The sequence below is a fragment of the Rothia sp. HMSC068E02 genome, from assembly GCF_001813565.1.
In the GTDB taxonomy this organism is placed as follows: Bacteria; Actinomycetota; Actinomycetes; order Actinomycetales; family Micrococcaceae; genus Rothia.
Genome location: NZ_KV812887.1, coordinates 18,776 through 32,722 on the forward strand (window position 1 = coordinate 18,776; position 13,947 = coordinate 32,722).

Here is a 13,947-nt window from a genome sequence, read left to right on the forward strand (position 1 = left end):
GGGGGGGGGGGAAGTTCGCCTGGTTGCGCACAACATGCCGCGCGGAGACGTAGGAGGGCAGTGCCGTACCGCGGTCGGCGCTGATGGCTTCCTGCTGCTTGAGGGCTTGAGCTTTCGCGGCTTCGTCAGGTTCAAGGCAGGGGGTGGAGGTCTTCTTCGCCGCGGAAGAGGAAGCGGACCCGGCGGCGCTTGAAGCTGACGGGGATGAAGCCACGGTTGTGTTCGAGGGTGCGGGAGTGTTTGATGCCGTGCTGGTGGAGCTACCGCAGGAGGCAAGAAGCAGGGGGAGAATCGCCAGCGCGGCACTGCGTCGTAGACCGCTGGAACGGAACGAAAGAAAAACAGGGGTGTGGGTCATGAGACCACCTCACAAGAGGGATGGAACGATATATTGCGTCTAAACATACCCAAATATTTGATATGTGGTCAATGGAAAATACCATCTTAGTTTAAAACCAACACTCTAGACACAAGGTGTGCTACCCAGTAGTCTTAAGGTTCTGACCTGCTTAAACATGAGGTAGATAGGGTAAGAGTGCGGAGATTTTGCGGGTCACTTACTGTTTTAGCTTTGGTTTTGGGGCTTAGTAGATAAGAAAAACAACATTGAGGCTATGTATTCGGTGTTCCGCTACTAGCGTTTTATGCTACTGAAAGGAAATGGCATCATGAATTCTACTTATAAGATGTTTGCCGTAAATGAGAAAATAATTTTATATATCTTGTTTCTCATTGTATTGCAATTTTTCTATATTTTCCCAACTAGCCTGTATATAGAGTTCAATGGATTTGTCTCGCCATGTGATAGGTGGCAAAGTGCATATTTCGACTATATACCCTTCTTCGTGGTGGGAGTTGTATTAGCTAGCTTGTGGCAGATCTTTAGTATATGGCTGGGTGTAAAGCTTCGCATAGGCATTTTTTGGATTGCGTCGCTATATTTAGTTTTTAAAATGTATGGGACTTATGAAATTTTAAAAGGCAATATCTTAAGTTCATGTAAAGTTCCTACAGAATATATGCATGGAATATTGTGGCCATATGATCTACAGGCATTCATTCTATTGGGTCCCGATATTGTCTCATGCGTTATTTTTATAGCAGTTTTTATTGCATGTTCTAAGCGTAGCTACTGGATACCAACCCTCGCAGCTGTAGCCGCATTTGTTGCGCAGTGCGTCCTCTCGGTGCTGCTCTGGGAATACGTTAGGGGACTTATCTATTTCCTCCTGCAGTAGCGTTGGGCCGTTGAGGTGCAGGCTTTTACGGAGTTCGAGGTTGCATAAAGGGCGCTCCAACCGTGCCCCTCTGGATATGTTGGCTTCTGCTGATTATCGGGCAAATAACAATATCTGATGCTGGTGTCTTTGTGCCGTATTTGCTTCAAGAGCCCGGTGGCTTCCGTGTTTGCGCAAGTCAAGACGCTGAATAAGCTTGTTTGTCGATTTTCTTTCGAGCTGTTGGCTTTTAAAAAATAAACATAATTTTCTCTTGACCACGTATCAAAACTGCCCGTATAGTGAGGGTCAATTCGGTATGTTCCAGCCCACAATGAGGTAACATCATGACCCTGAATTCTAGGACCCCCAACCCCCGCTATAGCGCACTGCGATACGGTGCCGCTCTCTTAACCCTGCCCCTGTTCCTTGCCGCCTGCGGTGGTGCAAACACCGCGGCAAGCAGCACCCCCTCACCCTCCACGGCGAGCGCCTCAGCAACGGCAAGCACCACGCCCACCGTCAGCTGCTCCTCATACTCCGCTGAAGATCTCGCATCAGCAGAAGCCGCCAAGCCCGTCCCGCGCACCGATGAACAATACCCCGCGTACATCCAGTACCGGCACATCCTCGCAGACGGCGCCCACATGATTGAGCCCAGCGAAATCGACAGCAAGTGCCACGCCGCACTCAAAGCAGGGCGGAGCACCTTCCCCGAATACGTTCAAAACATCGATGCCTACAACGCTCGCCCCAGCGTTGGACTCTCCGACCCCTTCGCCGGTAGCGAGTACCGAGACATCAAGGACCGCAACGAATTCATCCCTCACCGCGCCGACCTGGAAGAAGCCGCCTACCCCGAAATGATTATTCGTCTCTACGAAAAGTGGTACGAGGCAGCCCCCGCAGACATCAAGACGCTCAGCGACGCGAACCGTGCACGATTCCTCGCCACGAGCGCCTACCAGCAATGGAAGGCCCAGCCCCAAATCCCCAGCAGCTCCCGCGCATAAACCCACTCACGCATAAGCCCACGCAAAAACAGTTGTGGCGGTGACCGAACAACGGTCATCGCCACAACTCTTTAAACGGTCATTACCGGGCTTATTTTTTGGGGGAGGGGCTACTTGCCCTTCACCTCGCGTGCCAGAGCCAGTAGCTCCTCATGCACCGTCGTATCGCCCGTAACCTCCGGGTGGAAAGAAATACCAATCAGGTTGCCCGAACGCACACCCACAATCTTCCCCTCATGACGAGCCGTCACCTGCACACCCTCACCAGTGCCAGTTACAATCGGCGCACGAATAAACGCCGTATCAATAACCACCTCATCACCGGCAGGGGTCAGCCACGGCAGGCGCACCTCCGCAGAATCAACCTGCGAACCAAACGCGTTACGACCCACCGAAACATCCAAAACACCCAGCGACTGCTGACCCGGCGCCGGATCATCAATACGCTTCGACAACATAATCAGGCCAGCACACGTACCCAGAGTCGGCAGGCCCGAAGAAATCGCCTCAATCAGCGGCTCACGCACACCAAAAATACGGGTCAAACGGTCAATCGTCGACGACTCACCACCCGGCAAAACCAGCGCATCCAGGCCCTCAAGCTGCTCACCGGTACGCACCCAACGCACCTGCGCACCCAGAGACTCCAGCATCTCCGCATGCTCACTCACGCCGCCCTGCAACGCCAAAACACCAACCGTCAAACCCTCACCCGGCAAAACACCGGCAGGCTGAACCTTCTCAACCATCACCGCTCCCTTCAGAAAATCAACAAAAACAAGGAGGGTGGGACCCGCCTCAGCGAACCCCACCCCCTCATCAAACACTCACCCCAAACGTGGGGTGCGCGCACGAATTACCAGCCGCGCTCCGCCAGGCGGTGCGGTGCCGGAATGTCAGCAACGTTAATGCCGACCATAGCCTCACCCAGGCCGCGAGAAGCCTCAGCAACCTTCTCCGGGTCATTGTAGAAAGCGGTAGCCTTCACAATAGCCTTCGCACGAGCAACCGGGTCGCCCGACTTGAAGATACCGGAACCAACGAACACGCCGTCAGCACCCAGCTGCATCATCATCGCAGCGTCGGCGGGGGTAGCCACACCACCAGCGGTGAACATCACCACGGGCAGCTTACCGGTCTGAGCAACCTCACGAACCAGCTCGTACGGTGCAGCCAGTTCCTTAGCCTTCACGTACAGCTCATCAGGCATGGTGTTGTACAGGCCCTGCAGCTCAGCAATCTGACGCTTAATGGTGCGGATGTGCTTGGTTGCCTCAGAGACGTCACCGGTGCCAGCCTCGCCCTTCGAACGGATCATAGCGGCACCCTCGGTGATACGGCGCAGAGCCTCACCCAGGTTGGTAGCACCACACACGAAAGGCACCTTGAACTGGTGCTTATCAATGTGGTTCACGTAGTCAGCGGGGGAAAGAACCTCAGACTCGTCAATGTAGTCGACCTTCAGGGTCTCCAGAATCTGAGCCTCAACGAAGTGGCCGATGCGTGCCTTCGCCATGACCGGGATCGAAACAGCATCAATGATGCCCTCAATCATGTCCGGGTCAGACATACGAGCCACGCCACCCTGCGCACGAATATCCGCAGGAACGCGCTCGAGAGCCATGACGGCAACAGCGCCAGCATCTTCAGCGATCTTAGCCTGTTCGGGGGTGACGACGTCCATGATGACGCCGCCCTTGAGCATGTCGGCCAGGCCGCGCTTAACAAGCGGGCTGCCGGTTACGGTGTTGTTATCAGTCATGACCTTATCTTCTCACGTTCTGAGTGTTCGCGCGCACTCACAGGGGCGGATTTTCTGTTCTCTGACACAGTACGACCCCAAGTTCACGTCAGAATGACACAAAACGTCATGAAAAGCGGTCAGAGTAGGGCGGTTCGTGGGCTGAGCAGGCCCGGCTGAGCAGACCCGCCGGATGCACGCAGGTCGCCTCCCATAAACTCACATCCCGAGCGGCCATAAGGCAAGGTTTTGCTCAGGGTAAACATCCACCCACCCGCACTGAACAACGGTAAAATACAGAAGCTACGCCCGCACTCGTCCCCACGCGGAAGCCTCACGGCCCAGGGAACGAGCAAAACATTTTGGGCACCCTGGCACCCGCACACTCGCGGACATCAGCCGTCTATCAGACGCACACCATGAACCAGCCGCCACATCCAAAAGGAACACACCAAATTGCTTGAAGTCATCATTGCCCTATCGCTGGCAATTCTTCTGGGTAATATCCTCGCCCATAAAATACGGATAACCCCCGCCATTGTGCTGATATTCATTGGCCTGGCTATCGGCATTATGCCCGCCCACGAACTGCACGAAGTTCAGAGTATCGGCCTGCCGCCGCACGTCATCCTCGAAATCTTCCTGCCCATCATGCTCTTCTGGGAAGCCCGCAACACCTCATGGCGTGAAGCGCGCGCCCGTCTGCGCGGCATCCTGCTCTCGGGCACGGTGCTCGTAATTCTCACGGCGTTCGTTATCGCTTGGGTGATTCACACATTTATGGGCGTCTTCATCTGGCCTGTGGCGCTGATTATCGGTGTGGCGCTCGCCCCCACCGATGCTGTGGCCGTGGCAACGCTTAACGGCAAACTCCCCAAATCTTCCATCACCACCCTCAAAGCGGAAGCACTCATTAACGACGGCACCACCCTAGTTCTTTTCGCACTCGCCCTGCAGCTTGCGGGCGGTCATGAACTTACCCTGGGGACCGCATCCGGAATGTTCTTCTTCTCGTTCCTGATTGGAACTCTCGTTGGCCTGGCCGTCGGATGGGGTGCAGATAAGCTGCGTGCGCACATCGGCAACCCCATGAACTTCAGTGTGTTCATGTTTACCATACCGTTTATTGCTTTCTTCCTGTCTGAAGAAATCGAGCCTTTTGAAGGCATGAAAGGTTCCGGAGTGGTGGCTGTGGTGGTCGCCGCTTTCTACCTGACCTATCGCGGACCGGATACCATCAAACCCCAGAACCGTTTCTACGGACTGCCCATCTGGGCGTTCGTCACCTATGTCATGAACGGTGCGCTCTTCGTGCTCGTGGGTGTTCAGCTGCCCAGCGCCGTTGAGCATATGGATGGTGTTGTTCATGAATACAACTATGCGTGGGCTTTGGCGCTCGCCGTGATTGTGGTGGTGTGGCTCGTTTCCATTGCGGTGCGTTTTATCTTCCTGCACATCTCGATTGGTATTATTCGTGCCCTTGACCGTTCAGAAAAGCAGAGGCAGCTGCGCACAACTTTCCGTGGTCGTGTAGTGAACACTTTTGCGGGACTGCGCGGCGGTGTTTCCCTCGCGGTGGCTCTCTCCGTGCCGACTGATGTTCCCGCGCGTGACTTTATTATCTTTGTTGTTGCGGGCGTGGTTCTGCTGTCGATGGTGGTTCAGGGGATGCTCCTGCCGCTCGTTATTAGGTGGGCGAAAATTCCGGTTGATACCACCGAAGAAGATGAGATTAATGAAGCAATCCGCACAATCATTGCCGAGTCCTTCGACTCTGTGGCTGAGATCGGCCAGGAAATTGGTGCACCACAGTGGATTATCGACCGCATTGCCGACGAACAGATGTACAACGCGAGTATACACCGCAACCTGCACGCCGTTCGTAAAGACGGTGCGAATGCGCCGGAAGAAGCCCGCCGCATTATTGAAGCGGGCGACCTTGAGAAAGAGCTGCGCCTGCGGCATTTGGAGAAGCAACGCAGCGTGCTCAAGCGCCTGCGTAATGAGCGCATAATCGACACGAATGTGCTCCACGCGATTCAGGAAATCCTGGATATTGAGGAGGTTCGCGTGCTTGGTCCGGTTGAGCTCGAATAGCTCACACTCCTACATGCGATACGTATGAGGCGAGGCGCCCCACCCCTAAACGGGGAGGGGCGCCTCGTTGCTTTTTATGTCTAAACCTCTAGACCCACCACTACGTGGAGACGGTACAATACACTAGCCCGTTTTTTCGCGCGGACCACGCTTCTTGCCGCGCACCGGACACAACACAGACTAGAACCACAGGAACCTATGACGTCCCACCAGACTGAAAATAACGCGCCCAAAAACGGCGCACCCAACAACACCGCACCCGCCGCAGGACACGGCCCGCACGGCGCAAGCGAAGACCCGCAGAACATCTACCTGCTCAAAGAAGCACCCATCCTCAAGGCGCTCCTCTCCCTCGGCGTGCCCATGGCACTCGGCCTCGCCATCACCAGCATCTACAACGTGGTGAACTCCTACTTCGTCGGCCACTACGGCGGCACCGAAGACCTCGCCGCCACCAGCTACGGCGTGCCCGTCTTCGGCGTCATCATGGCGATCGCAGGCCTGTTCGGCCTGGGCTCCTCAACCCTCGCCTCCCGCAAGCTCGGTGAAGGCCAGCCCGCCCACGAAATTCACCGCGTCACCTCCTTCGCCCTCTACTCGGCGCTCGGCGCCGGTGTTATCGCCGCCATTATCGGCTTCATCCTTGCCGACCCGATCACCGGCATTATGGGTGCCTCCGGCGGCTCCTACGAGCCGACCCGCATCTACGTGCACCTCATGTTCCTCGGCGCCCCCTTTGCCATTGGCATGTTCACCCTGGAACAGCTGGTCCGATCCGAAGGCTACGCCAAGCAGTCCATGTACGGCATCATCGTCGGTACCGTCGTCACCTGCATCTTTGATGTGCTGTTCATTGCCATCATGGGCATGGGTATCGCCGGCGCCGGCTGGGCGATGATCCTGGCGAACGTTGCGTCCATGCTGTACTACCTGCTGTTCCTGATGCGTCAGAGCGAGAACTTCTCCGCAAACATCCGCGACTTCTCCCTCGACCCCGCCATTATCAAGCCCGTGGTCGCGGTCGGTGCCGCCGAGCTCATTCAGAGCCTCAACCTGATCTTCGCCGCCCTGCTGCTGAACAACCTCGCCGCCTCCTACGGTGACGACACCGTCGCAGCGTTCGGCCTGGCAATGCGCCTGAACATGGTGCCCGAAATGCTGTGCATGGGCCTGTGCATGGGCGGTATCCCGCTGTACGCCTACGCGTACGGTGCCCGCAACGGCGCCCGCGTGAAGGAGGCGCTGCGCACCGCAACGATCCTGTCCGTGGCGACCTCCGCGATCATCACCATTCCGGTGCTGATTTTCCGCCGTGAACTGCTCGCCGTGGTTGGCGATGCAAGCCTCATCGACACCGGCGAGGAGATTATGGTTGCGCTGATGCTCGCCGCCGTGTTCAACGCGGTCAGCATCGTGTTTGTGTCTTGGTTCCAGGCGGCCGGTAAGGGCGGCCCGGCAATGCTGATGACCCTCGGTATTGCTCTGCTGTTCTTCCCCGCCGTGTACTTCGGCAACATGTGGTTCGGCTTTAAGGGTCTGACCTGGGCGTTCCCCTTCACCCAGGTGCTCGCCTGCGCGTTGGGCCTGGTGCTGTTCCTCGCCACGGGTGGCGCGAAGGTACCGCCCGCTGAAGCTGAGGTTGAGGCTGAAGGTTCTGAGGATTCGGACGTTCAGGCTGCCGCCGCATCGAAGGCATAAACGCCTCTGAACGCGAGCGCTCGCCAGCACCTACGCGGCGAGCACCTACGCAGTCAGCGTTTACACGAAAGCTCCGGACTCCCGCATAGGAGCCCGGAGCTTTTACGTTAGTTTTACGGCGGTAAAGCGCTAGTTCTTCCACCAGGAATCAAAAATCGTCACCGGAGTGGTGCGCTTATGGCGGCTACGCAGGTAAATCTGCTCCAGCTTCGCAGCGGCCGCCTCGTCGATTTCCTTACCCTCCAGGTAGTCATCAATCTGCGGGTACGTCAGACCCAGCTCATCCTCATCGGTACGGCCGGGCACGCCGTCCAGCAGGTCAGCCGTCGGCGGCTTAGCCCACAGACGCTCAGACGCACCCAAAACACGCAGCAGCAGCTGGTTCTGGCGCTTATTCAGGCCGTACAGCGGCAGCAGGTCCGCGCCGCCGTCACCGAACTTCGTGAAGAAACCCGTAATGGACTCCGCCGCATGGTCGGTACCCACCACCAGGTAGCCGGGGCCGCCAGCCACCGCATACTGGGCGATCATGCGGGCGCGCGCCTTCACATTACCCTTGTTGAAGTCGCTCATCTGCTCGCCGGTCGCGGCAGTGTAGGCGGTGTCGAAACCGTCGACAGCCTCCGCAATGTTGAAGGTCAGGGAACGGGTGGGCTGGATGAAACGCAGCGCCTCCTGCGCGTCCTCTTCGTCGTGCTGCACACGGTAGGGCAGGCGCACCGCCACGAACTCGGTGGTGCGGCCACGCTCGTTGAGGCGGTCGACAGCCAGCTGGCAGAGGCGACCCGCCAGAGTGGAGTCGATGCCGCCGCTGATGCCCAGTACCAGGCCGCGGCTTCCGGTGGCTTCCAGGTAGTCGCAGATGAACTGGATGCGACGCTCCACTTCTTCGCGTGCCTGCTCTTCGGTCATGTTGGGCTTGACGCCCATTTCACGGATGATCTGTGCCTGTAATTCACGCATGACTTAAGTGTACGCTCCACCTTATAGCCCGCGCGGTGAACCGCCGAGGGAGGCGAGGTAGTATTCCACACGGTGCGTTCAGCGCGGCGCACGCGGCGGGTTCAGTGGTGCCCCAGCCTCCCGCCAGGCCCGCAAATACACAGCATACTCACCGGTAAAAACCCTGTGCGACAAGCTACGCGGCTGTTAGCATGAACATACGGTTCAAATACCGTTCAAAACAGCCGGTGATGAGGGAAAACGCCCCCACACCCAATGCCACAGAACACGTCAACCAAGGACGGTGAAGACAGCACCATGGCAAAAACAAAAACTGAACTCTACGACGAGCTCGTAGACATCGAAACCAGCCTCGAAAACCACCCGCTCACCTCCGGGAAAATAGCGGAGGCGAACATCCTCGTCGAGCAGATGAAGGAGCAGGGCGCCACCCAGGAAGAAATCAATGAGGCACTCATCCGGCAGGGGCTGCCTTCCCTCGTGGAGATCGGCAAGAGTACCTTGACGCAGTCTTTCAGCCTCTGGAAGCTGAGTCACCGCAAGTCCAAGGTGGAAGCCGCCATTGAGAAGCTCAACCGTAAAGAAGCCCGCCAACGCTAACTAGGCCGCCTCGGGCAGAGTGAGGCAAGCAAATACCCCCGGCAGATGCGTACGGCATCCACCGGGGGTATTTCTTTCAAAGGAATATCAGTGGCTTAGATTTTCAAAGACGCTCTCATAACGGTCAACGAAGTCCGCCGCCGCGTTCAGAAGCTCCTCCTGGTCGAGGGCGTCCCGAGTAGCTGACAGCGTCTCATCCTCGCCGTTCTGAACCTGTAATTCACGCATAACCTAAGTCTACGCCGCAGACATAACAGCCCACAGAAAGAGCCGTGTCGGGGCAGAAAACTCTACCCCGACACGGCCCTCACATCCGCATCCGACTAGCGGTTATTCAGCACACGCACGTTATAGCGGTGCAAGAACGCCGCCATCGCGCCACGCTCAATCGGCTGAACCGGACGGAACGAACCATCAGCCCAACCTGTCGTAATACGCTGATCAGCCAACCACGAAATCTCACGGTAGAATTGGCTACCGGCCGACACGTCGCTAAACGGCGACGCTACAGGAGCCGAATACGCCGGCGAACCCGCAAAACGGTAGAAGAACGCCGCCATAGCATCACGGTTCACCGCAGCATTCGGACGGAACGTACCATCCGACCAGCCGGTCGTAATACCGCGAGCGCGCATCCACTCAATCTCCTTGTAGAACGGGTGGTCACGCGGCACATCCTTAAAGCTCGGAGTGCTCGGCGCAGTGAACTGCGGCGAACCCGCCATACGGTAGAAGAACGCCGCCATCGCGCCGCGCTCCACCGAACCGTTCGGGCGGAACGTGCCGTCAGGGTAGCCGGTCGTAATACGACGCTGAGCCAGCCAGTTAATGTCATTCACGAACGGGTAATCCGCCGGAACATCCGTAAAGTGCGCGCTCGCGGCGGTATCCTCAGAGTTCGACGAGACACGCAGAACCTGCGCACGCTCACCCGCAGCCCCATTCACACCGGACAGGTCACCGGTCGCATTGTGCATGTGCAGGAACAGCGCAGAAACGTTCTTCGCGTCGCCGTTACGGTGCGCCACCAGCTGCGCGGAGGGTGCGTCCACGAACAGGTTCGGCACGCCCGCCGAATCGCCGCTGAACCACAGCTTCGGCGCCGCATAGTTGAACACCACCGAATCAGTCGTATCAACCACGGTCGTCGCGGAGAACGCGCTAGAAGTGGTCACCGAGTACGAAATCTCAGTGGACTCGGCGTCCGGGTCCAGACCCAGAACGCTCAGCGGAACAGTCATCACCAGAGTGTTCGAATCCATGATGTTGGTGTCCGTATCACCCCAGGTGCCGTTCAGCGGGTACAGGGCGTTCTCAATGGCCTGCCACTTGCCGTTGCTGCGCTTAGAAACCTTCACTAGCGGGTAGTCCAGGCCCTTCTCACGCACCGTCTGCAGGCGGTAGTCGCTCGTGCCGTCCTTGTCGGTGTCAACGAACACGTAGTAGGTGCCGCGCGGGGTCACCTCCTGCCAGTTACCCCAGGTGGAAATACCAAAGGACAGGTGCGCCTGCGAGGTGTCCGCACCGGCAGCCTTCAACGCCGCCACGTTCGAGGTGGCACCCACATACTGCAGGTCCATGCGGGAATCCGAACCCACACCCAGCTTCGCGGTGGGGATGCGCGGGCTCGAAGCGCCCAGCTCAAAGGCACCCAGCAGGGAGCGGTAACCGCCCTGATCCACCGCGGTACCCTGCAGGGTCAGGGTCTGCTCCAGGGCACCCACGCCGTTCGTGTCAAAGTGAATATCTGCACCGGCTACGCGCATTGCGGAGACCGGTTTCGGGGCCACATGCAGCGGCATGCGCAGGGTCTTCACCGCAGCCGACGAGTCAGCATCGGTCAGGATCAGGCGGCCCGAAGCGCTCGCAATGTACTGGCGGGCACCCGAAATGGTGACCGTACCGGTCGAGTAGTTCACCGAATCCTGGTTCGGGTACATGGACGGGTCGCGGGTCTTCTCCAGCTTCGACGGGTCAATGCGCACCGTCACGGTGAACGTTGCCTTCTGACCGGCACCCACAGACACGGACTGCGGGTAGGAGAACTCCACACCCGGGATGCTCGTGCTTCCCTCATAGTTCAGGGTGTAGGTGTGCGCCACCGAGTCGGTGTTCTCGACGCTCACGCGGTGCTGCAGGGTCTGCACACCGGCGTTCGGGGTGTACTCGAGCACGCCGAAAGTGTCCGAAACCTGTTCGGGGCGTGCCGCGTTGAACAGCATGACGCGGTCAGCCACCGCCGCACGCGTGTTGATGCGGCCGGTACCCACACGGTCCACCGCGTAGGGGTTGCCCCAGGCGTCCTGCATGTGGTGGTCGGCGGTGTTCATGATGACGGTCTTAAGCATGCGCGGACCGTACTCCGGGTGCGCCTGCATGATCAGCGCCGCAACACCGGCAACAAACGGCGTGGACATGGACGTACCGGTCTTCACGCTCGAACCGGTGCCGCTACCAACCTCGATAGAGGAAATGTTCGTGCCCGGTGCCGCAACGTCCGGCTTGGTGATGCCGTGCGAACCGTGCAGGCCACGCGCGGTGGAGGTGTTCGCCTGATCCAGCTTGCCGTTGGGCACGCGGATCGAGTCGCGCAGGTTCTCGCCGAGCTGCAGGGTCATCTCACCCGAATCAATCTGCGCGGAAAGGCGCTCCACCTGGCTCTTTGCCAGGCGCACGCCCGGAATGGAGGAGTTACCGCCGATAGCGGTATCACCAACCTCAGTGTTCGAGGTGAGCACCACGCCGGTTGCGCCAGCCGCCTGCAGGTTGTCGAAGCGTACCTTCGAACCGCAGGGTGCGGTGCCGTCAGCGTCCGCCCAGTCGATGAGAGCCCACTTGCCCTTCAGCGCTGCGGCTTCCTCTTCGGTGAATGCTTCGCAGGCGTAGCGGTTGCGGGAGGCGGCACGCACCACGGTACCGCGCAGCTGCTCCTCGGTCGCCTTCGAGTAGTCGAAGCTCACCGAGTAGTCACCGTAGGTGTCCGCCTCGTTCGCGGGGGCGAGAATCTTCACGCGGTCTACCAGCTGGGTCGAGCCGATGGAGTTCGCCACGGTCAGGCCGTAGGCGCTGGTGCCGGGGCCACCCGAGTTGGAGTAGGTGTCGCCCACGGCGTTGTAGTTGTTGGCGTTACCCGCCGCAACCACGGAGAGGATGCCCTCGCGGTAGAGGGAACCGACCGCGTAGTTCACGGTCTCATCGAACACGCCGAACTCGTTGCCGAGCGACAGGTTCGCGATGTCGGCGCGGTCGGAGAAGTCGCCGTCGTCGTTGGGGTCGAGCACGCGGTCCAGGCCCTTGGGGACGAACGCGGTGGTGCCCTTACAACCGAAGATGCGCAGGCCAATCAGCTGGGCGTCCGGTGCGGAGCCGGGGCCGATTTTCATGTCCTTGAGCTGCTCTTCGGTGAGCTTGGAGTAGTCGCCGTGGAAGGTGCTGCCGTCCGCGTTCACGCCGTAGCCTGCCGCGGTGCCGGCAACGTGGCTGCCGTGGCCGCCGCAGTCGAGCGGGTTGTTATCAGGGTGGGGCGTGGAGGTTTCCTTCTTGCCGGAGTTGTAGTCGTCGCCGACCAGGTCGTAGCCGCCGAGGAACTTCTTCGGATCGTAGGTGCCCTCGGGGATCGTGTCGGAAGCCTTTGCCTTCTCGAAGGCTTCCTGCGTGCCGGGGCCACCCAAATCGGCGTGCGTGTAGTCGATACCGGTATCGAGCACGACGATCTTCACGCCCTTGCCGGTGTAGCCGGTGGAGGCGGGGTTCGCCGGGCTCTTCGCCCACACGGAGAGCGTGTCCGTATCAATGAGGGTGCCGCTGTTCTGCGGTGCCATGTCCTCAATGATGCTGATGCGTTCCACATCGTCGCGGTTCGCGAGCGCACGAATCTGCTCGACGTTACCGTAGAGCGCCACGCCGCGCATCGTGTTGTGGGTGGTGTACAGGACCTGCGCGCCGGATTCCTTCGCCGCGGAGGCGCCCTGCTGCTGCACGCTGGCGCGGATTGCCTGCACCTGCGCCTGCGCGTTGACGGGTGCCTGCGCGCGGGAGCGGACCGCGTCCGGCTGGGTCTGGGCGTACGCGCCCTGACCCTTGAACCGGACGAATACGGCGCGTTCGCCGGTGGCGCCGTCCAGGCTGGGGGAGAGGACTTCGTTGTTGTTCTCGCCGGTGCCGGTGTTCTGGTGGGGTGCGTCCCGGTCTGCGCCGCGTACTACGCCCGGTGCCGCGTAGGCGGCGGTACCGAACGGCAGGGCGGTCAGCCCGAGGGTGAGCCCCAGGGTGAGTGCGCCGCAGCTGCGTGCCAGCTGCTTGAGGCGGCCCGGCTGTGTGTGCCGGGCGGCTCGCGCGGGGGTAGCTTCAGGGAAGGTTGCCACTGAATGCTCCTTGATTCTTTTAGTTATGGTGTGTTTCTTAGCGGTTTCTACGCCGAGAGTTCTACTCGGAGAGCTGTACGGCAAGGGTTCTGCACCGAGAGTGCTACGGTGCGTCTGCACTGTGTTTCCAGTGCGCCTCCAGTGCGTCTGTGCGGCGTAAACGTCAAGGTTCATGCCGATGGTGAAGAAACCTTCACTTATTGTCTCAACGATTCTTTATATAACCTAGTCAAACTCGTATTACGGAACATTAC

At 59.0% G+C, this 13,947-nt stretch carries 9 protein-coding genes and 1 pseudogene; 4 read left to right on the forward strand and 6 right to left on the reverse strand.

All coding sequences use genetic code 11. The features are described 5' to 3' along the window. Window positions 1–358, reverse strand: a pseudogene (locus HMPREF2919_RS06545) (hypothetical protein); the annotation flags it as partial. A 1,206-nt stretch (window positions 359–1,564) separates the two neighbouring features. Between HMPREF2919_RS06545 and HMPREF2919_RS06555 the strand changes: the two are divergent. Continuing rightward, window positions 1,565–2,230, forward strand: coding sequence for a hypothetical protein (locus tag HMPREF2919_RS06555; RefSeq protein ID WP_070593105.1), 666 nt, complete (start codon window positions 1,565–1,567; stop codon window positions 2,228–2,230). Between the two features lie 110 nt (window positions 2,231–2,340). Here HMPREF2919_RS06555 and pdxT read toward each other — a convergent pair whose 3' ends face one another. Further along, window positions 2,341–2,979: a pyridoxal 5'-phosphate synthase glutaminase subunit PdxT gene (pdxT, locus tag HMPREF2919_RS06560; RefSeq protein ID WP_070599239.1), complete on the reverse strand. Its 639-nt coding sequence runs from the start codon at window positions 2,977–2,979 to the stop codon at window positions 2,341–2,343. A gap of 107 nt (window positions 2,980–3,086) precedes the next feature. After that, window positions 3,087–3,992: a pyridoxal 5'-phosphate synthase lyase subunit PdxS gene (gene pdxS / locus HMPREF2919_RS06565; RefSeq protein ID WP_005507298.1), complete on the reverse strand. Its 906-nt coding sequence runs from the start codon at window positions 3,990–3,992 to the stop codon at window positions 3,087–3,089. Between the two features lie 435 nt (window positions 3,993–4,427). Here pdxS and HMPREF2919_RS06570 point away from each other — a divergent pair, with 435 nt between their 5' ends. Both HMPREF2919_RS06570 and HMPREF2919_RS06575 read left to right on the forward strand, forming a co-directional pair. Beyond that, on the forward strand, window positions 4,428–6,068 hold the full coding sequence (locus tag HMPREF2919_RS06570; RefSeq protein ID WP_070666876.1) for a Na+/H+ antiporter: 1,641 nt from the start codon (window positions 4,428–4,430) through the stop codon (window positions 6,066–6,068). 198 nt (window positions 6,069–6,266) lie between these two features. Next, window positions 6,267–7,766: an MATE family efflux transporter gene (locus HMPREF2919_RS06575; RefSeq protein ID WP_070666878.1), complete on the forward strand. Its 1,500-nt coding sequence runs from the start codon at window positions 6,267–6,269 to the stop codon at window positions 7,764–7,766. 129 nt (window positions 7,767–7,895) lie between these two features. On the opposite strand, the gene nadE is transcribed toward HMPREF2919_RS06575, so the two are convergent. Continuing rightward, window positions 7,896–8,729 carry an ammonia-dependent NAD(+) synthetase gene (gene nadE / locus HMPREF2919_RS06580; RefSeq protein WP_070599234.1) on the reverse strand — a complete coding sequence of 278 codons (834 nt, stop codon included), beginning with the start codon at window positions 8,727–8,729 and terminating at the stop codon, window positions 7,896–7,898. A gap of 297 nt (window positions 8,730–9,026) precedes the next feature. Between nadE and HMPREF2919_RS06585 the strand changes: the two genes are divergently transcribed. Then, window positions 9,027–9,329, forward strand: coding sequence for a hypothetical protein (locus HMPREF2919_RS06585; protein ID WP_049350518.1), 303 nt, complete (start codon window positions 9,027–9,029; stop codon window positions 9,327–9,329). A gap of 87 nt (window positions 9,330–9,416) precedes the next feature. Here the strand turns inward: HMPREF2919_RS06585 and HMPREF2919_RS09185 are convergent, their stop codons facing one another. Then, window positions 9,417–9,557, reverse strand: coding sequence for a hypothetical protein (locus tag HMPREF2919_RS09185; RefSeq protein WP_161799349.1), 141 nt, complete (start codon window positions 9,555–9,557; stop codon window positions 9,417–9,419). A 95-nt stretch (window positions 9,558–9,652) separates the two neighbouring features. After that, entirely contained in the window at window positions 9,653–13,693 is a 4,041-nt protein-coding gene (locus HMPREF2919_RS06590; RefSeq protein ID WP_070666881.1) for a S8 family serine peptidase, read from the reverse strand. Window positions 13,694–13,947 lie beyond the last annotated feature (254 nt).

Bases quoted from the DNA above. Each gene is read 5' to 3' on its own strand.
- nadE (WP_070599234.1), bottom strand. From the start codon at position 8,729: ATGCGTGAATTACAGGCACAGATCATCCGTGAAATGGGCGTCAAGCCC.
- HMPREF2919_RS09185 (WP_161799349.1), bottom strand. From the start codon at position 9,557: ATGCGTGAATTACAGGTTCAGAACGGCGAGGATGAGACGCTGTCAGCT.
- HMPREF2919_RS06585 (WP_049350518.1), top strand. From the start codon at position 9,027: ATGGCAAAAACAAAAACTGAACTCTACGACGAGCTCGTAGACATCGAA.
- pdxT (WP_070599239.1), bottom strand. From the start codon at position 2,979: ATGGTTGAGAAGGTTCAGCCTGCCGGTGTTTTGCCGGGTGAGGGTTTG.
- HMPREF2919_RS06555 (WP_070593105.1), top strand. From the start codon at position 1,565: ATGACCCTGAATTCTAGGACCCCCAACCCCCGCTATAGCGCACTGCGA.
- pdxS (WP_005507298.1), bottom strand. From the start codon at position 3,992: ATGACTGATAACAACACCGTAACCGGCAGCCCGCTTGTTAAGCGCGGC.
- HMPREF2919_RS06575 (WP_070666878.1), top strand. From the start codon at position 6,267: ATGACGTCCCACCAGACTGAAAATAACGCGCCCAAAAACGGCGCACCC.